This is a genomic window from Bacillus sp. TH22 (assembly GCF_016651015.1).
Taxonomy (GTDB): domain Bacteria; phylum Bacillota; class Bacilli; order Bacillales; family Bacillaceae_G; genus Bacillus_A; species Bacillus_A mycoides.
The window spans coordinates 4,216,808-4,239,097 of the sequence record NZ_JAEKER010000001.1 but is presented as its reverse complement, the minus strand read 5'-3'; the positions used below and the strand labels follow the sequence as shown (position 1 = coordinate 4,239,097).

Annotated in this window: 23 protein-coding genes; all 23 read right to left on the bottom strand. The window is 36.7% G+C overall.

Annotated features, from left to right (window positions below; all coding sequences use genetic code 11):
• Positions 1-29 precede the first annotated feature (29 nt).
• The 23 genes from JFU18_RS21590 to dnaJ all read right to left on the bottom strand — a co-directional run bounded on the left by JFU18_RS21590 (position 30) and on the right by dnaJ (position 22,121).
• A complete protein-coding gene (locus JFU18_RS21590) occupies positions 30-1,151 on the bottom strand; it encodes a Nif3-like dinuclear metal center hexameric protein (RefSeq protein ID WP_201031794.1) in 1,122 nt (373 codons plus the stop codon).
• Positions 1,148-1,855 carry a tRNA (adenine(22)-N(1))-methyltransferase gene (locus JFU18_RS21585; RefSeq protein WP_002190695.1) on the bottom strand — a complete coding sequence of 236 codons (708 nt, stop codon included), beginning with the start codon at positions 1,853-1,855 and terminating at the stop codon, positions 1,148-1,150. Before JFU18_RS21585 ends, JFU18_RS21590 begins: the two co-directional genes overlap by 4 nt.
• Before the next feature lie 166 nt (positions 1,856-2,021).
• Positions 2,022-2,378 carry a cytochrome c550 gene (gene cccA, locus JFU18_RS21580; protein WP_002129130.1) on the bottom strand — a complete coding sequence of 119 codons (357 nt, stop codon included), beginning with the start codon at positions 2,376-2,378 and terminating at the stop codon, positions 2,022-2,024.
• Positions 2,379-2,763: 385 nt separating this feature from the next.
• Positions 2,764-3,891: an RNA polymerase sigma factor RpoD gene (gene rpoD / locus JFU18_RS21575; protein ID WP_000764062.1), complete on the bottom strand. Its 1,128-nt coding sequence runs from the start codon at positions 3,889-3,891 to the stop codon at positions 2,764-2,766.
• Positions 3,892-3,950: 59 nt separating this feature from the next.
• On the bottom strand, positions 3,951-5,753 hold the full coding sequence (gene dnaG, locus JFU18_RS21570; RefSeq protein ID WP_002015179.1) for a DNA primase: 1,803 nt from the start codon (positions 5,751-5,753) through the stop codon (positions 3,951-3,953).
• 889 nt (positions 5,754-6,642) lie between these two features.
• Positions 6,643-7,455 carry a pyruvate, water dikinase regulatory protein gene (locus JFU18_RS21565; RefSeq protein ID WP_085312390.1) on the bottom strand — a complete coding sequence of 271 codons (813 nt, stop codon included), beginning with the start codon at positions 7,453-7,455 and terminating at the stop codon, positions 6,643-6,645.
• Between the two features lie 29 nt (positions 7,456-7,484).
• Entirely contained in the window at positions 7,485-8,117 is a 633-nt protein-coding gene (ccpN, locus tag JFU18_RS21560; protein WP_088034669.1) for a transcriptional regulator CcpN, read from the bottom strand.
• Between the two features lie 106 nt (positions 8,118-8,223).
• On the bottom strand, positions 8,224-8,970 hold the full coding sequence (gene recO, locus JFU18_RS21555; RefSeq protein ID WP_002088669.1) for a DNA repair protein RecO: 747 nt from the start codon (positions 8,968-8,970) through the stop codon (positions 8,224-8,226).
• A gap of 33 nt (positions 8,971-9,003) precedes the next feature.
• The gene (locus JFU18_RS21550; protein ID WP_000883924.1) at positions 9,004-9,147 is read right to left on the bottom strand and encodes a YqzL family protein; all 144 of its coding nucleotides are present in this window, start codon (positions 9,145-9,147) and stop codon (positions 9,004-9,006) included.
• A 176-nt stretch (positions 9,148-9,323) separates the two neighbouring features.
• Positions 9,324-10,229: a GTPase Era gene (era, locus tag JFU18_RS21545; protein ID WP_002088672.1), complete on the bottom strand. Its 906-nt coding sequence runs from the start codon at positions 10,227-10,229 to the stop codon at positions 9,324-9,326.
• Positions 10,222-10,620: a cytidine deaminase gene (locus JFU18_RS21540; protein WP_002015184.1), complete on the bottom strand. Its 399-nt coding sequence runs from the start codon at positions 10,618-10,620 to the stop codon at positions 10,222-10,224. The genes era and JFU18_RS21540 overlap by 8 nt, the downstream gene beginning before the upstream one ends.
• 99 nt (positions 10,621-10,719) lie before the next feature.
• Positions 10,720-11,073, bottom strand: coding sequence for a diacylglycerol kinase family protein (locus tag JFU18_RS21535; protein ID WP_002190697.1), 354 nt, complete (start codon positions 11,071-11,073; stop codon positions 10,720-10,722).
• Positions 11,070-11,540 carry an rRNA maturation RNase YbeY gene (ybeY, locus tag JFU18_RS21530; protein ID WP_201031795.1) on the bottom strand — a complete coding sequence of 157 codons (471 nt, stop codon included), beginning with the start codon at positions 11,538-11,540 and terminating at the stop codon, positions 11,070-11,072. The genes JFU18_RS21535 and ybeY overlap by 4 nt, the downstream gene beginning before the upstream one ends.
• The gene (locus tag JFU18_RS21525) at positions 11,537-13,681 is read right to left on the bottom strand and encodes an HD family phosphohydrolase (protein ID WP_002015188.1); all 2,145 of its coding nucleotides are present in this window, start codon (positions 13,679-13,681) and stop codon (positions 11,537-11,539) included. Before JFU18_RS21525 ends, ybeY begins: the two co-directional genes overlap by 4 nt.
• Positions 13,682-13,877: 196 nt before the next feature.
• A complete protein-coding gene (locus JFU18_RS21520) occupies positions 13,878-14,837 on the bottom strand; it encodes a PhoH family protein (RefSeq protein ID WP_002015189.1) in 960 nt (319 codons plus the stop codon).
• A 3-nt stretch (positions 14,838-14,840) separates the two neighbouring features.
• Positions 14,841-16,040, bottom strand: a complete 1,200-nt coding sequence (gene yqfD, locus JFU18_RS21515) for a sporulation protein YqfD (protein WP_201034321.1) — start codon at positions 16,038-16,040, stop codon at positions 14,841-14,843.
• Between the two features lie 249 nt (positions 16,041-16,289).
• Entirely contained in the window at positions 16,290-16,583 is a 294-nt protein-coding gene (gene yqfC / locus JFU18_RS21510) for a sporulation protein YqfC (protein WP_002067170.1), read from the bottom strand.
• Positions 16,584-16,690: 107 nt separating this feature from the next.
• Positions 16,691-17,134 carry a GatB/YqeY domain-containing protein gene (locus JFU18_RS21505; protein ID WP_000054578.1) on the bottom strand — a complete coding sequence of 148 codons (444 nt, stop codon included), beginning with the start codon at positions 17,132-17,134 and terminating at the stop codon, positions 16,691-16,693.
• 15 nt (positions 17,135-17,149) lie between these two features.
• A complete protein-coding gene (gene rpsU, locus JFU18_RS21500; protein ID WP_000048061.1) occupies positions 17,150-17,323 on the bottom strand; it encodes a 30S ribosomal protein S21 in 174 nt (57 codons plus the stop codon).
• 470 nt (positions 17,324-17,793) lie between these two features.
• Entirely contained in the window at positions 17,794-19,146 is a 1,353-nt protein-coding gene (gene mtaB / locus JFU18_RS21495; RefSeq protein WP_002015193.1) for a tRNA (N(6)-L-threonylcarbamoyladenosine(37)-C(2))-methylthiotransferase MtaB, read from the bottom strand.
• 6 nt (positions 19,147-19,152) lie between these two features.
• The gene (locus JFU18_RS21490) at positions 19,153-19,902 is read right to left on the bottom strand and encodes a 16S rRNA (uracil(1498)-N(3))-methyltransferase (protein ID WP_201034322.1); all 750 of its coding nucleotides are present in this window, start codon (positions 19,900-19,902) and stop codon (positions 19,153-19,155) included.
• A gap of 145 nt (positions 19,903-20,047) precedes the next feature.
• Positions 20,048-20,986 carry a 50S ribosomal protein L11 methyltransferase gene (gene prmA / locus JFU18_RS21485; protein WP_002067162.1) on the bottom strand — a complete coding sequence of 313 codons (939 nt, stop codon included), beginning with the start codon at positions 20,984-20,986 and terminating at the stop codon, positions 20,048-20,050.
• Positions 20,987-21,014: 28 nt separating this feature from the next.
• The gene (gene dnaJ / locus JFU18_RS21480; RefSeq protein ID WP_002015197.1) at positions 21,015-22,121 is read right to left on the bottom strand and encodes a chaperone protein DnaJ; all 1,107 of its coding nucleotides are present in this window, start codon (positions 22,119-22,121) and stop codon (positions 21,015-21,017) included.
• Positions 22,122-22,290: the final 169 nt, after the last annotated feature.

Here is a 22,290-nt window from a genome sequence, read left to right as displayed (position 1 = left end):
GCCTACATGAGCAACGGTTTTTATTTTTCTTATACAAATGTGAATGGATCTGTATGTAACTGCGAAGCGTGAATGTGTACATTGAATTTCTTCACATCTACTTTTTCTTGCAATTGTTTTTGTACACCTTGCTTCATTACTTTTTCAACGTTATGTCCTGGATCGACTATATTTAAACCAATCATCATCGCATCGTGAGCAACATGATAATACATATCACCTGTTACATATACATCTGCTCCTTTAAATTTCGCTTGGTTTATATATTTATTACCGTCACCACCAAGTACAGCTACTTTACGCACCTTATCATCTAACTTTCCAACAACTCTTGCACCCTTTACATGTAATGATTGTTTCACATGTAAAGCAAACTGCTCAAGCGTCATTTCTTCTTGTAAATACCCTATTTTACCAAGACCTAATGTTTCACCTTTATTATCAAGCGGATATACATCATATGCCACTTCTTCATATGGATGGGCTGCCAACATCGCTTTAATAACTTTTCTTTGTAATGAAGCTGGAATAATCGTTTCGACACGTATCTCTTCCACACGTTCTAACTGCCCAGTTTCTCCGATATAAGGATTTGTACCTTCTTGAGGGATAAACGTACCTACCCCTTCGCTACCGAACGTACAGTGGCTATAATTACCGATATGACCTGCATCCGCATCTCCAAGAGCTTTGCGCACTTCTTCTGCATGGGTTACTGGAACAAATACAACAATTTTTTTCATTTCTTCTGCATATGTAGGAGCTAATACTTCTGTATTTTGTAACCCTAACGCATCAGCAAGTAAATCATTTACCCCGCCCTTAGCAATATCTACATTTGTATGCGCCGCATAAACCGCAATATCATTTTTAATACACGTTTCAATAATTCTTCCGTACGCCTTATCTGTATGAATCGCTTTTAATGGATTAAAGATTAAAGGATGGTGCGCTATAATGATATTCGCTCCTAATTGGATCGCCTCGTCCACAACTTCCTCAGTTACATCTAACGCGATTAATACGTGCTGGGCAGGTTTATTAAGCGCTCCAATCTGTAAGCCAATCTTATCCCCTTCCATCGCTAAATGCTTCGGATACATACCTTCAAACAAAGAAATAATTTCATGACCATTCGGAATCTTACTCATGATAAAACCTCTCCTATCATTTTCATTTTCGCTTCTACTTCTGCACGCTTCGCTTTTGTCTCTTCAGACTCTGCTGCACGTTCTAACTGTTTTAAAATATTTTGGAAGTTTTTCAATTCCCCTTCCCACTTTTCAATAAAAGCTTCACTTTTTTCTTTTATTAAAAATGGACCCATAAACAATTCAGCTTGTTTATTTTCAGAGTAAGGTACTGCTGTATCTCCTCGCTCTCCGACTAAAATCTCGTAAATCTTTCCGTCTTCTATTACAATTTTCTCACGGATAAGCTCCCATCCATTTTCAATAAACCATTCACGGATATGGTGTGCTGCAATATTCGGCTGTAAGATTAAACGTGTTACACCTTCTAATTTTTCTTTACCACTTTCTAAAATGTCACGAATTAACGCTCCACCCATACCAGCAATCGTAATAACATCTACTTCTCCTGGCACTATAACAGCTAATCCATTCCCTTTACGAACGTCTACTTTATCTTGTAAGCCACTTTCAGCTACAGTTGCTTGTGCAGAGCGAAACGGTCCATCTACAACCTCTCCTGCAACTGCTTTTGTAGCAATATTATTTATAATTGTATAACACGGTAAATACGCATGATCCGATCCAATATCAGCTACTGTCGAGCCTACCGGAATCTCCCTCACAACTTCTTCTAATCGTTTCGAAAGCTTTACTTCATTCATGTATTTCCATTACTCCTTCTCTTCTCAGTCTGTCTCCATGATAATGAATTTATAGTAGTTGTTGCAAGTCCATAACAATACTTCAATTCTCTATTACTAATCGTATTTTAGATAGTATAGAAAAACAAGCCTTTTGCAAAAAGCAAAAGGCTTGTTTTTCTATACTTTATTTTTTCTTCGATAACCAATCAGCTACTTTTGCCGCTTGATCAGCTGGAACTATATTTGGCGGCATATTTCCTTTTCCTTTTGAAATAACTTCTTTAATTTCATCTTTTGAAAGTTTCCCACCAATTTTTTGTAAATTAGGGCCTACCGCTCCTTGTAACTGATCACCATGACAGCTCGTACAGCTTTGCTTTACAATATCCTCTGGCTTTGATGCTGTTTGTGCTGGTTTCCCACCATTTTTTGCATCAGCTAACTCTTTAGATTTATTTAGCCCCTGAAATGAAAATACAAACATAACGATAATACCTAATGCTGCAATAAGAGCGAACGGAATCAACGGATTACGTTTCATATCTCTTCTCCCCCCTCTATACCGCTAAATAGTTAGATGATTCAGTCATTTATATTGTACTTGAAAACGCCCTATCAGAAAAGAGCAAACTACTACTTGTTAAAAATATTCCGTAAATTCATTTTATTGATTTTCACTATTATATCGCATATTATTTCGATAATTACTAACGTTTCTCATCATATTTTTTACTTTTCTACATATTATTTTGTATATAATAAACAAAATAAATCGAAAAATCGAAAAATGAGCATTTGCAAATCAAAAGACAATTCTGTAAAATAAATTACAAGAAATTGTAATCGTTGCCGATAGCTAAATTTTAACAAAAATTAACAAAACAAAAAAGTTTACTTCACAAAAGTGAAGTAAACTTAAAGGTAGCCTATTCTAAGAAATCCTTAAGACGCTTACTACGGCTTGGATGTCTTAATTTGCGAAGTGCTTTCGCTTCAATTTGACGAATACGTTCTCTCGTTACGCCGAATACTTTCCCAACTTCTTCAAGCGTACGAGTTCGTCCATCATCTAAACCAAAACGAAGACGCAGAACATTTTCTTCACGATCTGTTAGTGTATCTAACACATCTTCTAATTGTTCTTTTAGCAATTCATACGCTGCATGGTCCGCAGGCGATGTTGCTTCTTGGTCTTCGATAAAGTCACCTAAATGGGAGTCGTCTTCTTCACCAATTGGTGTTTCAAGAGAAACTGGCTCCTGTGCAATCTTTAAGATTTCGCGTACTTTTTCTGGAGCAAGATCCATTTCTTCACCAATCTCTTCAGGAGATGGTTCGCGTCCTAAATCTTGTAATAATTGACGTTGTACACGGATTAACTTATTAATTGTTTCAACCATATGAACTGGAATACGAATTGTTCGCGCTTGGTCTGCAATCGCACGTGTAATAGCTTGGCGAATCCACCAAGTTGCATACGTACTAAATTTAAAACCTTTACGGTAGTCGAACTTTTCAACTGCCTTAATTAGACCCATATTTCCTTCTTGGATTAAGTCTAAGAAAAGCATACCACGGCCCACGTAGCGCTTTGCAATACTTACTACAAGACGTAAGTTTGCTTCCGCAAGACGGCGTTTTGCTTCTTCATCGCCTTCTTCAATACGTGTCGCAAGTCGAATTTCTTCTTCAGCAGATAGTAAGTCTACACGACCAATTTCTTTTAAGTACATACGAACAGGGTCATTGATTTTCACACCTGGCGGCACACTTAAATCATTAAGGTCAAATTCTTCTTCCGTTTTTGTAATTTGACGATTATTAGGACCTTCGTCGTTGTCATTGTCACCAACTAAGTCAATCCCTTGTTCACCTAAATATTCATAGTATTCATCCATTTGATCGGATTCAATTTCAAATCCATTCATGCGTTCTGCAATCTCTTCATATGTAAGAACGCCACGTTTTTTTCCGAGCTCAGTGAGTTGTTCTTTCACTTGCTCAAGGGTCATTTCAGTTTCAATTTGTTTAGAACGAGCTGGTTTATCAGCCATCTGTTCCCCTCCTTACGCGAGATACAAACATTCATTATACTAAAACTTTATCGAAAAAGCTATTTTCTTGCTTTTTGACTTTGTAAATATGCCACATAATATTTAGCAGCCTCTACAGGATCTGTTTTTTCCATTTGTTTTACTTTAAAGATAATTTCCATCTTTTCAAGTTTTTCTTTATGGCGTCTTAGCGCCTCCAAATGACCTTGTAACGCTTCTTCTGTGTACTCTGGATTAATAAATTCATCCGTCGAAATATCAGTAATAATATTTTTCAACTTTTCATCAGAGAGCCAACTTAAAAATGTTCCGACTGAAGGTTCATTTCCCTTTTCATAATATGCGTATAGTTCATATAAAATCCCTTTATGTTCTTCTGTATAAAAATCTTCTATATGAGGTTCCATACGCACTGTCACTTCTGCACTTTGCAACATATGGTAAATAATTTCTCTTTCTGCCCTTTCAAAACCTGTTAATTTCGGTTTCGTTTGAACAATTTGAGATGGCTTAGAAACCTGCTTTATTTGTTTTTGCTGTACCTTTTGTTCTTTGCGATATTGGTGCAATTGATTCAAAAGTGTTTCCATTGAATACGAAAATTCTTGCGATAATGATTTTAAATATGATTCCGCCTGCATCGCATCCTGTAGCAATGATAACTCTTTTAAAACACTTTTTACATATTCTTCTTTGCCAGACTCATCTTGCAAATTTTTCCCTAAACGCAAATAATTTATTTTGAAACCAACAAAACTTATACTTGATTTCACAAGATTTTCAAAAGCGGTTGTCCCATATTGTTGCACATATTCATCAGGGTCAAGCTTATCTGGCAAGGATGTAACTTTCACTTGGCAACCAACTTGCAATAGTAATTGCCCTGCTTTCATCGTCGCTTCTCGCCCTGCTTTATCACCATCATAGCAAAGAACAACAGTTTCAACGTTACGTCGCAGAAGTTTCGCTTGTTCTTCAGTTAAAGCTGTTCCCATTGTCGCAACAGCTTCTTCCACACCACTTTTCACCGCGGCTAGTACATCGGCATAACCTTCAAAAAGGACAACCTGCCCACGTTTTCTAATAAATGGCCTTGCTTGGTGGAAATTATACAACAGCTTACTTTTGTAAAAAATCGGTGTTTCAGGACTATTCAAATATTTCGGAGTATCATCTCCTAATGCCCTTCCACTAAACGCTATCACCTTACCTTGTAAAGTATAAATCGGAAACATAACTCTTCCGCGGAAGCGGTCATAATGACTGCCATCCTTCTCACTTCTTACAAGAAGGCCAGCCTGTTCCATACTAGATAGCGACAAACCTCTTTTTTGTAAAATTTTCGTTGCTGCATCCCAAGCTTGTGATGCATAACCAATTTCAAATTTCTCAATCATCTCTTTTGTAATACCACGTTTTAATAAATATGAAAGTGCTTCATTTCCTTCTTCTGTATTTACTAATAAATGATGATAATACTTTTTCAAAAGTTCATGAGCCTGTTGCATGATGACAGTGTCATCAGATATGTCTTCTTGTTGTTGTTGTCCTTGCCCTGATGTATATTCTGCAACTGCAATTCCATTTCTTTCGCCAAGCTTTTGAACAGCCTCTGTGAAAGCAAGTCCTTCCATTTTCATAAGAAAAGAAAATACATTTCCACCTTCTCCACATCCGAAACAATGAAAAATTTGCTTATCAGATGAAACAGAGAATGAAGGAGAATTCTCACCATGAAATGGACAAAGGCCGAAATAGTTACGCCCCTGCTTTCTAAGTTGAACATACTCACCAATCACTTCTACAATATCGGATGATGTCCGAATCTGTTCAACAACTTCTTCAGGAATTCTGTTCCCCATAACTCCATCTCCGTGTCGTATTTTGTATTCGATATAAATTAAAAGATTCCTTTATAATTCGACAATATTTTTCTAAATTTGTTAGAAAGTACTGTCGATCACATTGTGTAAACGATTTTGGACCTTTCGTATAAGTCCCCAGTCTGCGTAAATTCGCAGATACATACTACTATATAAAATTGTATACATTTGCTCATCTGTTACAAATGTATCTCCTGGAGACAATACATATACTCCTTTTTCACAAGAAGACTAGCAAGAAGCACTATAGCCTGTATGATCATGAGATCTGTAGCTTTTGCATGTTAATAAATATAACAATCAACTTCATCTTGCTCAGAATCTACATAGACCCAATTACCTTGCTGTTTTCTTGAACGATGAGCATAGGATACGACAAACAAAATTTCGACATAAAATTTTGTTCCAACTTGCACAATTGCATTCTTCACGGGATACGCATCTGCATCAAATAATATCTTATCTGATGTTTTGCATATTTCTGTATTCTACATCCCTTCTGTGAATCCTTCCATAATGTGCGTTTTCTTGTCTAGATTTTGTCGATTTAACGTAAATACATGTCTTTTTCGAAAATCCTATCCCTAGTTTATTCTGAAAAATTAAAGTCTAAACGTAAAATATAGGTTTTTATCACAATTTTTTATTATAATATATTTTCTTCAACTACGCTACATATCCCTTTAATTTTCATCTTACACTTAAAGATAACGAAATCGTTCCTTTAGCATAATTAAAAAACAGAAGAATATAAGTATAACCATTCCGCTATATTCTATTACTAAGCCGAAAGTTCATGCTCTACTTCGCATCTTCCTCTAACGCCTTCTCACGAGCGAAAAAAGCACATTCACCTTTGGTAAATGTGCTAAAACATTTTTTGGTTTTGCACTGCATTCACAATAATATTTGCTGTTTCTTCAATTGCCTTATTTGATACATCAATCACTTGACAATTTATTTTACTAATTACTTCCTCAAAATGATCAATTTCTTCTTGAATACGATTAATATTTGCATATGTTGCTCCATCACTTAATCCAAGTGACTTCAATCGTTCTTTTCGAATATGATTTAACTTATCTGGTATAATTTTCAAACCGAAACATTTCTCTTTTGCCACTTGATATAATTCCTCAGGCGGATCCACTTCCGGTACAAGTGGTACATTAGCAACTTTCAAACGTTTGTTATGCGCTAAATATTGTGAAAGTGGTGTTTTTGATGTACGTGAAATTCCAATCAACACGATATCAGCTTTTAAAATACCACGTGCATCTCTACCATCATCATACTTAACTGCAAATTCAATCGCTTCAATTTTTTTAAAGTACTCTTCATCTAATCTTCGAACGACACCTGGCTCATACCTTGGTACTTGCCCTGTAATTTCTTCAATTTGATCGATAAGAGGTCCGATAATATCGTATGCCTCTACTCCTTCTTTTGCCGCTTCTGTCAATAAATATTGACGCATATCAGGCTTTACTAACGTAAAACAAATAAGCGCTTGATTGTTCTTGGCAATCGAGATTACTTCTTTTAATGTCCCTGTATCTTCTACATACGGTACACGCCTAATATCAGGAGCGAATGGGAACTGTCCCATTGCCGCTCTAACAACCAAATCAGCCGTTTCTCCTACCGAGTCAGATACGACATATACGATTTTATTATCCATTACATTACCTCACTTTAAACAAATTACACTTATTCGTTATTTACTAAATTTACAAACGCACGTGTAATATTTGTTTTTGTAATTCGTCCAATCACTTCTAAACCTTGTTTCGTATCCTTCACAACTGGCAACGCATCAATCTGTCTTTCTATTAATTCCATCGCAATATCATATAAAGAATCCTCCCTGCGACACATCGCAATGTTTGGCATCCTTGTCATGATAATATTAACCGGAAGAGAGGTTAAATCCTGCTTTCCTAAGCTAGCTCGTAATAAATCTTTACGAGATACAACGCCAACTAATAAAGTAGCTTGATCTACAACAAATAATGTACCAACGTCCTCTAGAAACATAGTACAGATTGCATCGTATACTGATACATTTTTATCAATTACAGCCGGTCTAGATTGATAATCTTGCACTTTAATTTTCTTAACAGCTTCAGATAATAGCTGTCCCCCGGTTTTACCCGTATAAAAATAACCTACACGTGGACGCGCTTCTAAATAACCAGCCATCGTTAAAATTGCTAAGTCTGGTCTTAGCGTTGCACGTGTTAAACCCAATTGCCCAGCAATTGACTCCCCTGTAATAGGACCGTGATCTTTTACAATCTGAATGATATGCTCTTGCCGTTTATTCAGCTCTATGATAATCACCACCTTTAATGCACAACGAAAAAAGTTATACTATCTCTTAAATATTATATACTAAATATGCTATTCGAAAAAGAAAGTATGTAAAAAGGACCGTATACGGCCCTTTTTATATTTGAAACTTATCAAGTTGTTCCAAGAAACGCCTTGTTTTCAAATAAATCCCACAATATTCATCATAATATGTATTCAATACTGTGCGCATTTGTTTTTTTGTACTATCCTTCACCGATACATTACCGAGTCGGTGTAAATCAAAATGAAAAAAGAGACGTAATAATTTATGAACAGCCTCTCCCACCGGAATACGATACGGATCTTGTTCCGCATGACGAGAGCACAGAAAACCGCCTTCCCGGACAGAGAAGGCGACAAAATCTGTTTCTTGATGACAAATAGCACATGTATCAAAGTACGGGTGCATCCCTAATACCGGAAGCATTTTCGTTTGATAAATTAATGATAATACTTCTGGGTCAACACCCTCACACATATAATGCAACGTTTGATATAACATTTCAAATAAATACGGATTATGCTTCTTATCTTCTGTTGCTTTATCAGTTAATTCGATAATAAATGATGCATAAGCAGTTAAAAATATATCCTCGCGAATTTCTTTCATAGATGAAATAATCTCGCCTTGTTGCAAAGTTCCAAGTCCAGATCCCATTTGAATAAGAAAATGACCATGTGTCATAAGTTGCGAAATAGCTGCTAACCGACTCTTCGGCTTTTTCGCCCCTCTTGCCATTGCACTTACCTTACCAAATTCCCGTGAGTATATTGTAACAATCTTATTTGTTTCTCCGTAATCTGTCGTACGGATAACAATGCCCTCAACTTTTTGAAACATGTTCGTCACCATCCAAGGTTTGAACAAAACGGGTCAAGAAATTGGAGAGTCTAGATGCGCTAACTCCTCTTCATGTTGATCCATCTCATCGTTTACGTCTTTTTCCATTTCTTTCAAAAGCAAATACGTTTCAATGCTTCCTGTTTTGGAGAAAAACTTCCAGGTAAAATCTAGCATAAGAATCCACCTTTCTCAATAAGCGTAGCCTATAAACCAATTTCTTTTGTTGTTATTAAGTTGACCCATTTTGTTCATTTTCATGTGAGAAAAATTTTTCCTAATTTATCAAGGTTCATAAAAACCAATAATCAGCGGATGAACAAAACATCCACTGATCACAACTTTACTTCATATTAATACTCGTCTTCACGGAAACCAAGGTCACGAAGCTGTGACATCTTATTACGCCAATCTTTTTGCACTTTCACCCATACTTCTAAAAATACTTTAGAACCAAGAAGTGCTTCAATGTCAAAACGAGCTCTCTTACCGACTTCTTTTAACATCTTCCCTTGCTTACCTATAATAATTCCTTTTTGTGATGCACGTTCAACAACAATCGTTGCGTTTATATAAACCGCTCCGCCCTCACGCTTTTGAATTGCATCAATAACAACCGCTACAGAATGTGGTACTTCTTCACGTGTTAAATGTAATACTTTTTCACGAATAAGCTCTGAAATAATAAATCGCTCTGGATGATCCGTTACTTGATTATCCGGGTAATATTGCGGTCCTTCTGGTAAATACTTTTTAATTGCTCCGATTAACGCTTCAACGTTATTACCGTCCAATGCAGAAATTGGCACAATCTCCGCGAACTCATATAATTTACGATATTGATCAATCAACTCCAGCAATTGCTCTGGATGAAGTTGGTCAATTTTATTAATTACCAAAAATACCGGTTGTTTCGTTTCTTGTAATTTCTCAATAATAAATTCCTCACCACGACCATATCCTTCAGTTGCATTGACCATAAACAAAACAATATCAACTTCTTTTAATGTCGTTTGAGCCATCTTCACCATGAAATCGCCTAGTTTATGTTTAGGTTTATGTATTCCTGGTGTATCAATGAAAACTACTTGTGAATCATTTTCTGTATATACACCTTGAATTTTATTACGAGTTGTTTGTGGCTTATCGCTCATAATGGCAATTTTTTGGCCAATAATACGATTTAAAAATGTAGATTTCCCAACATTCGGTCTGCCAATAATAGAGACAAAACCTGATTTATAACCTTTTCTATTCATGTAAATCCTCCGCTAAAAATGCTCCTGGTAACAATTCTCCGACTGTTGTCTCTTGAACATCACCATGTAAGTTTGATAGGTATACTTTCGTATCCTGTTTACATAATTCTATCATAACTTGTCGACATGCTCCACAAGGAGGTACTGGACGCTTTGTATCCGCTACGACTGCAATAGCTACAAACTCGTTATCCCCTTCAGAAATTGCCTTAAATAAAGCTGTTCGTTCTGCACAGTTACATAAACCATATGATGCATTTTCAACATTACATCCACGATATATTTTTCCATCCTGAGTTAGTAAAGCTGCACCTACTTGAAATTTAGAATATGGTACGTACGCTCGTTTACGCGCTTCGGTTGCTTCTTGAATTAATTGTTTGCTATTCATATTCCCGCATCCTTTCCGTTCATAGATGTGAATAGATACACTCTTTCATTAAAGGCCTTCACGGCGCTCCCAAAGCTTAATAAAAGCTTCGGAATGCAACTATACCATATACGGTAAAAAGATAATAGCACCAATTACAGCAGCTATAATTGCAAATAATAAAACTGCCCCTGCTGCAACATCCTTTGCAATTTTTGCAACCGGATGAATATCGGCGGTTGCTAAGTCTACTGTTTTTTCAATAGCCGTATTCACCATCTCTAAACTCATTACAATCCCTATCACAATAAGTACGACAATCCATTCCATTGTTGTAATATGGAAATAAAAGCCGCAGCATATAACGATGACTGCGGCTAAATAATGAATTTTCATATTTCGTTCATGACGAAGACAAAAGTATATACCAGCTATAGCATATCCAAAACTATCTAAAAGTTTTCCTGTTTTCATCGTCCTAATCCAAAGGCCTCTAAAATTTCTTTTTGTCTTCCAAACATTTCTTTCTCATCTTCTTCTGTCATATGATCATAACTAAGCAAATGCAAAAAGCCATGTAGTGCTAAAAACCCAAGTTCTCGATCAAAAGAATGCCCATATTCTTCAGCTTGTTCTTTTGCTCTTGGAATAGAAATAATAAGATCTCCTAACATACGCGGCATCTCTGCACCGACAATTTCCATTTCGCCTTCTCCCATTTCTTCCATAGCAAAAGAAATAACGTCCGTAGGCTGATCCTTATCTCGGTAATCACGGTTTATTTCACGAATACGTTCATTATCTACAAATGTAACCGATAATTCTGCGCCTTCTTCTATGTTCTCCATTTGGGCTGCTTTCTCTACTAAACCTCGAATCAAACTTATATATTCATCTTTCACTTCTTCTGTTTCATCAATAAAATCAATTAATAAACTCATTCTTTCTCCTTTTCTTCCGGCGGTTCCGGATATGTAATACGGGAATGGAAAATACCATTTAACGTTTCACATAACGTTTTTCCAACGATTTGTAGTTCCTTAAATGTCAAATCACATTCACTAAATTGACCATCTTGCAGGCGATCTTTAATAATACTTTGCACTAAATTATTAATCTGATCTGGTGTTGGATGGTTCATCGAACGTACCGCCGCTTCCACACTATCAGCAATACCAACGATCGCCGACTCTTTAGAAGTTGCTTTCGATCCTGGATAGCGGAACATTTCCTCCGTATATTTCTCTTTATCTTCTTTAATCGCATTATAATAAAAATATTTAAGTAACGTTGTACCATGATGCTGTCCAGCAATATCGATAATTTCTTGAGGTATATGGTGTTCTTCTAACATTCTCACCCCATCGGTTACATGAGCAATTATAATATCTTTGCTCGTTACAGGGTCTAATCTATCATGCGGGTTTTCAATACCCATTTGGTTTTCAATAAAAAACTGTGGTTGTACCGTTTTCCCTACATCATGATAATACGCCCCTACACGCGCTAATACTCCATTTGCTCCAACTGCTTCACAAGCAGCTTCTGAGAGATTAGCCACCATTACACTATGATGATATGTACCTGGTGCTTCTAATAAAATTTTACGCAAAAGCGGGTGATTCGGACTTGAAAGTTCCATCAATTTCATACTCGATACAATCCCAAGACCACTTTCTAAATACGGTAAAATCCCCATAGCTAGAACAGAAGAGATAATACCCGAAACAGCAGCCATTAATAATTGCACCCCAATTTCAAGAGGCGAAAAATTCCCGTTACGTAATAATAGCAAAGCCGCTAATACGACTACATTTAATACAGAAACGAGTATACCCGCTTGTAAAATCATCGTACGACGATTTTTTTCTCTCAAGAAAATACTAACTGATAATGAACTTAATAAAACATAAATCCCCACACTATAATTCAGTGTACTCGTTACACCTTCATTAAACATAATACTTCCGCATACAGAAAAGATCATACTCGTTAAAAATACAAATCGATCACCAATCATTAATTTTACAAGTATTGTTCCCATTGCAACTGGAACAACATACGCGATTCCTGCATACTCAAGCTTTTGAAACAAACTAATGATTTTCATTAAAACAATCGTGATAGACAAAATTGTAATATACGCTAGGACATACGGCCTATCTTCCCTTTTCCGCTGTAAAAACACTTCAAACTGCTTATGCATAAAGTACAATAGCACACCAATGAGTACCGCTAACCCAACATAGGGTTGAAAACTGTTCCCTTTTTCTAACAGGCCAACTAATTTCAACTGATTGTACATATCACTTGAAATCGTTTCACCTTCTCTAACAAGGACTTGCCCTTGAAGAATATAAACAGGTGGAACTAAATCTTCTTCCGCTTTTCTCTTCTCTTTTGTTAAGGTCGGATCATAAAAATAGTTTGCAGAAATCGCATATTTCCCTAACGCCTTAATAGATTCCTTTAAACCATTATCAACATTAACACTATTCATCTCACTTACATATCGTTCCTTCGCATCCTTCAATTCATCCATTTTAACATGCTCAGTCATGATACTATTAATAGCTGTAACTGTTGCATCTTTCGCTAATACTAATTGGTTCGAATCTGCATTAATTAAGTTTAGTAAGTTTGAATCAGATAATTCTTTCGTTAAATCAGTAGGCAATTTTTTTTTCAACTTGTCCACTTTTTCAGCATCAGTAATCTTTTTTTGCTCATCCGGTCCAACCGCTTTAATCTCTTGTATCACTTCATCTACTTTAGCAAAGACGTCATTCACAATATCCACTTTATTTTGTTTATACTCACTTTTATATGTATATTGATCTTCAACTTTTGTAGCGGCTTCTTTTTTCTTTTTGTCCGTTGTAACTTTATCTTCAATTTTAATAGGAGAATGGATTGTTTTTTTCGCAATAGAATATGTTGTAACATCTAATTGCTCTGGTTTTACATTATTCATAAGTGCAAAAAACAGCACTGCCCCTAATAAAACGTAAGAAATCCAACTTAGTTTTTTCGAATGTTGTAAATTACGAAACCACTTAGAAATTTCTTGAGATCTTGACATGATTTCAATACCTTCTCCTCTCCAGAAATAAAGTGAAACTATTTATAGCTTTCATTTCTTCTAGGTAACGATACTTTTTGGACAACATTTTTATCCACTATCACCTATAGTTTATTTCCCTCGTCTTTAATGATAGTAAAAAATATGTCATTCGCCAACCTTATCATACAAAAAGAAATGATCCTGACAAATAGGATCATTCCATTTTATCATATGCCTCAATAATACGTTGCACTAATGGGTGTCTCACAACGTCTGTTTGTTCCAGTGTTATGAACGAAAGACCTGATACACCAGATAAAATATTAGCAGCAATAGAAAGACCTGACTTTACCCCTTTTGGCAAGTCTACCTGTGAGGGATCCCCCGTAATAACCATTTTAGAACTAAAACCTAATCGTGTTAAAAACATTTTTATTTGAACACCAGTTGTATTTTGCGCCTCATCTAATATAACAAATGAATCATCCAGAGTACGCCCTCTCATATAAGCAAGAGGTGCAATTTCAATTACACCACGTTCCATCATACGTTGTGTATATTCTTGTCCAAGAATATCATGTAACGCATCATATAGTGGACGTAAATACGGATCTACTTTTTCTTTCAAATCACCTGGTAAAAACCCTAAGCTCTCTCCAGCTTCTACAGCAGGTCTTGTTAAAATAATTTTCTTTACATACCCTTGCTTTAAAGCTCTCACAGCCATTACTACGGCTAAGTATGTTTTTCCTGTCCCAGCAGGTCCTATCCCAAATACAATATCATTCTTTTTCATTGCATGAATATATCGTCTTTGCCCCATCGTTTTCACACGAATGGATTTACCTTTTGCCGTTTTAAAAATTTCCTCTTCATATAATTCTTCGAATTGAGCAATTTTCCCTTGTTGCCCAAGCTGAATCGCATACGCAACATCTCTTTCCGAAATTGATACACCTTTACGGATAACAACAAGTAACTGTTGTAAGATTTTTTCTACGAGCACCACAGTTTCATCTGCCCCAGATACACGAACAGATTCTCCTCTAGTCACAATCGATACACTAAGTTCTCGTTCAATTACTTTTAAATGAGCATCATTTACCCCAAAAAGAGCGATTGCTTCGTTGGGATTTTCCAATTGTTGGTTCATTTCTACTAATTGTTCTGCCATTACTCAGTCTCCTTGAATATCGGATTCAGATATTGGTTGTGGCTCTGCAATATTTTCAATCACTGTATAATGTAATGTGACCTTTAGGTGATCCGCCTCAACCTCTTTACTCAAAATGTTATCACTTACAATCATAGCATGTTCATCCAATTTTTTCTTCAGTTCTTTTTCTGCCATCTCTTTCGCTACTTTCATTGCTTGTTTTTCGGTATATTCTCGGTTCGCTTCTTCCTCTTCTCGTACAATATCTTTCTCGTATGCAATTGGTAATGTAAATCCAAATAATTTCACATCATGTTTTACACTTTCAGTACGAGAGCGCTTATACTTATCCTGTTGAAATCCCCATATTTTTATTTTAGTACTCCCAAATTTAAGGAAATGTTCATTGTATGAATTACCAGTATACACTTGAAATTGTGTCTTTAACGGAACATCCACCTCAGATTTATACCACGTTTCTCCATATACAATCCCTTTAGCCGAAACAACTGTCGGATTCTCCTCATTACCATACATCCCGGATACGAGAAGTTGCCCCTTTTCCACATGGTCATTTTTCATGACAACCGGCTTCCCAACTTCCACAAATGTTTTTGTAATAATCCCTTCTTTTTTTGCTACTAAGTTTTGTGGCTGTTGTTCACTTTCTTTTTTCGGCTCATTTTTTTCAACAATCTTAAAATGATATGTTGTCCCTCTTATTTCTAATCCCGCCCAAGTAATTGCATTAATATTGTCTGTCAAATGACGTTGAACATCTTCTACACTCGGCATTTGGAATTGTAATTTACCTTTTTTTATACCCATTTTGTCCAATTCTTTCATCAATATATATTCTGTTTCCGGTTTTGCTCCTGTAATTTCAATTTTCCACACCATATTTGACAATGCGATCATTCCGAAAAAAAATATTAAAAACCCAATTAAAAATCCACTATTTTTAATTACACGCTTATTCCAAAAAGGAAAACCGTAACGTCCAATAAAATATAATTTAAATTCATTTTTTCTATAAATTGGTTTTATCTTTTTCACATCTCGTAATAACATACAAAAAACTAACGTTTCATCAGCTATCTTCTTTACATCCCAAACGAGTAATTTCTTCCGCACACACTCGTTAACAAAGCGTTCCGCTCCTCTACCTTCAATTCGCACCTTTACATACCCAAGCCATTTTATAAACCATTTATTTTTCATCGACTATCTCCACTACCTTTCTAAAAGTAGATACACTACTTTTCAATTCGATTATCAAACTAGCTCGTACTAAAATTTTAATTAGCAGATTCCTTGATCCTCACTAATTATTAACCTTCACGAGCCAGTTTTTTACGTGGAACTCAATTCCCACCTATCCTCTTTGTACGAACCGAATATTGCGGCCAGAACGTTACCACCTGTTAATACAAGGTAACGAAGAAAAACTTCACAAACGGAAGTTTCTCCTCACTCCTCTTTCTTTTCATTTTCTAAAAACGTCACTTGTTCAATAATCCCTTCAAGCAACAGTTCTTCTGGAAGGATTGTTTTAATAACAAAGGATTGACCTTTAATTAATAATTGACCATGTTTCAATAGCAATCTTACCTCTTTATCTGAAAACACTAATAATCCTCGATGATTTTCTATATAGATATGTACTTGCCCAACAAGCGTGATCCGAGGTAGATCCATTAACACATCCACTGGCAGGTCTATTTGCTTCGTTAACCAATTCTTCATTTGTTCTATTTTTTTCATCTCAAAAGACCCCCTCTCATCCCATATGTATGAAAAAAGAGCTTGTAATATCACGTCCAAACTGAAAAAAGCATAAAAAAACGTCTCATACGAAATGAGACGCTTTTTTATGCTAATAGCTGGATAACCAGCTTATTCACAAGTGATCCGTCTGTTTTACCTTTTACTTTCGGCATAACAGCAGTCATCACTTTACCCATATCTGCTTTAGATGTAGCACCAACTTCAGAAATAACTTGCTTAATTATATCCGCTAGTTCTTCTTCTGTTAATTGCTCCGGCAAATATGCGCTTAAAATCTGAATTTCACTTTGCAGTTTATCAACAAGGTCTTCACGACCAGCTTTTTTAAATTCAAGGAGGGAGTCCTTATACTGTTTTACTTCACGAGCTAAAACTGTTAATTCCTCTTCTTCAGTAAGAGTATGTTGCAGTTTAATACCTTCATTTTGTAAAGCAGCCTTAACCATACGAATAACGGTTAATTTTTCTTTTTGTTTATTCTTCATCGCTTGTTTCATATCATCGTTTAAACGACCGAGAAGACTCATAACTTACACCCTCTCTTAGAACTTACGCTTTCTTGCCGCTTCAGATTTCTTCTTACGTTTTACACTTGGCTTTTCATAAAACTCGCGCTTTCTTGCTTCAGCAAGTGTACCAGTTTTAGAAACCGATCTTTTAAAACGGCGAAGTGCATCCTCCAAAGACTCGTTTTTACGAACGACTGTTTTTGACATTCTCTTTCCCTCCCTCCGAAACATCACACTTACATACTAATTTCAGCATGCAAAAAGAAACCCTTCTTCAGCATGTCTTTTACGATTATAATACATTTTATCACTTCAGGTCAACTATTTGGCAGAATAAAAGAAGAATAGATGCCCTTACCTGTTCAAAAGCTATGTAGATAGCTATTATCCTTTTCCCCTGAAGACAACTATATTTTTTATCATTACACCTTTTTTAATACAAGAAAGCATTAAATAACTACTCATTCAACGTACCTGCCTTTTCAGTACTTAACTTCTCCACAAAAAAAAAAAAAAGAAAGCATGCAAATCGTTTCCGTTTGCATGCTTTTTTATCCCGCTATTTGCCAGGACAGTAAGACCCCCACCTCAAAATTCAGCGAAAGCAAAGAACTTAGGCGGGGGTCAGGCTGATAATCAGCGGGGATGAACAACCCCCCACTGATTAAAGTTTCATTTTATGCGCTTGCTGATTCTTTTTTTACATCATCTTCAAGAACACGAACAAACTGCGCTTCGTTATATGGATAACCAGCTTTTGTAATTTTCACTTTTACTAGCTTACCAATCAATTCTTCAGATCCTTCAAACACAATTTTTAAGTAGTTATCTGTATAACCTACATATAAACCTTCACGGTCACCATCTTTAAATGTCTCTTCCGGAATGATTTCAAGTACTTCACCTTCAAATCTAGAAGCATACTCTTTCGCTAATTGATTTGATAGCTCAATTAGACGGTGAACACGATCGTTCTTCACGTCTTCAGGAACTTGATCTTCCATACGTGCTGCTGGAGTACCTGTACGTTTCGAATAAGGGAAAACGTGTAATTCAGAGAAACGATTCTCTTTAATGAAATTGTACGTTTCCATGAATTCCTCTTCTGTTTCGCCTGGGAATCCAACAATTACGTCTGATGTAATCGCAAGACCTGGTAACGCTTCTTTCAAACGATCTAAACGCTCTTGGAAAAATTCCATCGTATACTTACGGCGCATACGTTTCAATACAGTATTAGATCCTGACTGTAATGGAATATGCAAGTGACGTACAACTACTTCTGATTTATCTAACACTTCAATTACTTCATCAGAAATTTGACTTGCCTCAATAGAAGAAATACGAAGGCGTTTCAATCCGCCTACTTCCGCTTCCATATCGCGCAGTAATCCAGCTAAGTTATACTCTTTTATATCTTCACCGTACCCACCTGTATGAATACCTGTTAATACGATTTCTTTATAGCCAGCATCTACTAATTGCTGCGCTTGTTTAATAACTTCTTTTCCATCACGAGAACGCATTAAACCACGCGCCCAAGGAATGATGCAAAATGTACAGAAGTTATTACAACCTTCTTGTATTTTTAAAGATGCACGTGTACGGTCCGTGAAATATGGTACATCGAGCTCTTCATATACACGTGTTTTCATAATATTACGGACAGCATTAATTGGTTGACGTTCTTTACGGAATTCTTCGATGTATCCTAACATCTTCTCACGATCTTGCGTACCAACAACAATATCTACACCTGGAATTGCCATAATTTCCGCTGGAGATGTTTGTGCATAACATCCAGTTACACAAATTACCGCATCTGGATTTTGACGTACAGCACGTCTAATTACTTGACGGCTTTTTTTATCTCCAGTATTCGTTACTGTACATGTGTTAATAACGTATACATCAGATTTTTTTTCATATTCAGTTCTTTCATAACCACCTTGTTTAAACAATTGCCAAATCGCTTCTGTTTCATAGTGGTTTACTTTACAACCTAACGTGTGGAACGCAACAGTTGCCATTGATTATCACCCCATCAATTCAAAATGATAAGAAGCGGCACTTAACGCATAAAGCGGAGCCGTTTCTGTTCTTAAAATTCTTGGTCCTAAACTACATGGTACAAATTTATGTTCACGAAGTGCGGTTATCTCTTCCTCCGCTAAACCGCCTTCTGGTCCAAATACAATCAGCAGTTTTTGGCCTGGTTTAATCGTCGCTAAAGCTTTCGCAAAATTAGATTTCTCACCTTGTTTCGCTTCTTCTTCATACGCAACAAGGCAAACATCATACTCGCTACTCATCGACAGCAGTTGTTTAAATGATGAGGGAACGTGTACTTCTGGAATTTCACTTCTATGCGATTGTTCCGCAGCTTCTTTTACAATTTTTTTCAAACGCTCAACTTTTTTATCTGCTTTTTTCGCATCCCACTTTACAATAGATCGAGATGCTTGAAATGGTAAAAATGCAGCTGCCCCAAGCTCAGTTCCTTTTTGAAAAATTAACTCTAGCTTGTCTCCTTTCGGCAGTCCACTTGCAATCGTCACGAACACAGGAAGTTCGCTTGACGCCTCTACCCATTCTACAATAGTGGTATCCACAAATTCACTGGTAATTTCAGCAATTGAACACTCTGCTGTTTTACCATTTACACAGCAATAAATGTGGTCACCAACTGACATACGCATCACTCTTGCGATGTGATGGACATCATCACCCATTATGCGAATACTTGTCTCATTTACATATTTCTCTTCTACAAAATAACGTTGCATATAATCACCTTAGTAGAGTTTCGTTCCTTTCGTAAGTCAACACTTACGAAAAGAACGAAACGTTATCATTTTCATATAACAAACGGCAAGTCCCTCACCTTATACGGTGAGAGACTCCCCTGTTCTTTATAGACTAAAATCTATATTACGCATTTCGTGCAATAATTGCTACCCAATCTTCCATTCGAAGTACTTCTTCAATTGAAAATCCAGCTGTTTCTAACGCTTCAGAAATTACTTTTTCTTTCGCCCCAATAATACCAGATGTAATAAATAATCCACCTGGCTTCACAACTCTCGCTGCATCTTCAGGGAATAGAAGAATAATTTCCGCTAGTAAATTTGCTACGATTAAATCAACTGGACCTTCGATACCTTCTAATAGACTATTCTGTCCAACATTGACAATGTCATCTGTTTTATTTAAGCGCACATTCATTTCTGCACTTTCAACTGCAACTGGGTCTAAATCATACGCTTGAACAGAAGCCGCACCTAATTTTGCCGCAGCAATACTAAGTACCCCCGAACCTGTCCCCACATCAATCACAGTATCACCTGGCTGAACCGTTTTTTCTAACGCACGAATACACATCGTCGTTGTTGGATGTGTCCCTGTACCAAACGCCATACCTGGATCTAATTCAATAATTTTTTCATCTGGAGAAGACGGTGTATACTCTTCCCACGTCGGCACAATTGTGAATGTATCAGAAATTTGAACTGGATGATAATACTTCTTCCAAGCAGTAGCCCAATCTTCCTCATCGACTTCATTAATTGTAATAGTTCCTTTACCAATTTCGATGTCGAAAGATGGTAGTGCATCAATAGATGATTTTACACCTGCAACCGTTTCGTGTAAAGAATCCGTTTGCGGAAAATATGCTTTTACCAAAACACCCTCACTTGGATATTCATCTGGGTTAAGTGCATAAATCTCACCGTATTGTTGCTTGCGCTCTTTCGTCAACTCCGCTGGGTCCTCAATCGCAACCCCGCTAGCGCCTGCTTCATGCAAAATATGAGAGACAGCTTCTACTGCTTCTTCTGTTGTATGAATACTAATTTCTGACCATTTCACAATTTACCAACTCCATTTTTTATTTCCATTATTCCCCTTTGAAAGCACGTTTAAGCTTTCTGAATAAGCTATCATCCTGCTCTTCTTGCCCTGCAAATTCACGCAATAAATCTTTTTGATGTGAAGTTAATTTCGTCGGCACAACAACACGAACGACTACATATTGATCTCCTTGACCATATCCACGTACGTTCGGAGCACCTTTTCCTTTTAAGCGGAATTCTGTTCCTGTTTGTGTTCCTGCTGGAATTTTCAGCTTCACTTTGCCATGAACGGTAGGAACTTCTACTTCCGCACCAAGTGCCATTTGCGCAAATGTTATTGGCATTTCGCAAATAATGTGATCCCCTTCGCGTTCAAAGAATTCATGATTTCTCACATGAACAACAACATATAAGTCACCTGCCGGTCCGCCATTTACGCCTGCTTCACCTTTTCCAGATACACGAATTTGTTGACCATTATCGATACCCGCTGGAATTTTAACATTGATTTTTTTACGTTTACGAACTTTACCAGAACCATGGCATGTCGTACATTTCTCTTTAATCATTTGACCTGTTCCTGAACAATGTCCACAAGCTTGACGGTTTACAATACGCCCAAATGGTGTATTTTGTTCTACACTTACTTGCCCTGATCCTGAACAATGTTTACATGTTTCTTTTGAAGTCCCTGGTTTTGCTCCACTACCCTTACAAGTATCACATGGATCCTCCACTGGAATCTCAACGTTTAATTCTTTACCAAAAATAGCTTCTTCAAACTCTAAAGTAACTTGATATTGTAAATCAGCACCTTGACGTGGAGCATTTGGATCACGACGTCTTCCGCCGCCACCGCCAAAGAATGAACTAAAGATATCTTCGAAACCGAAGCCACCGCCGAAGTCTCCTCCGCCACCGAAACCTTGATTCGGACCAGCGTGACCAAATTGATCATACTGCGCGCGTTTTTGATCGTCACTTAATACTTCGTATGCTTCTTGTACTTCTTTAAACTTTTCAATTGCATTTTCTTCTTTACTTACGTCTGGATGGTACTTTTTAGCCAAACGACGATACGCTTTTTTAATTTCATCTTTTGAAGCGCCCTGGCTAAGTCCAAGGACCTCATAATAGTCTCGTTTATTCATAAATTTACAACCCCCGAATCTTTCACATAAACGTAATTTTAACACCGAAAGAAAGTGCTTTGCAACAAAGTTTCCTCACTTACAGTATGCAAAATAAAAAACTTAAGATCCTCACACATTTCTTCTTATTCGTGAAAAAAGCCAAAGCCAAGGCACGCTTGACTTTGAC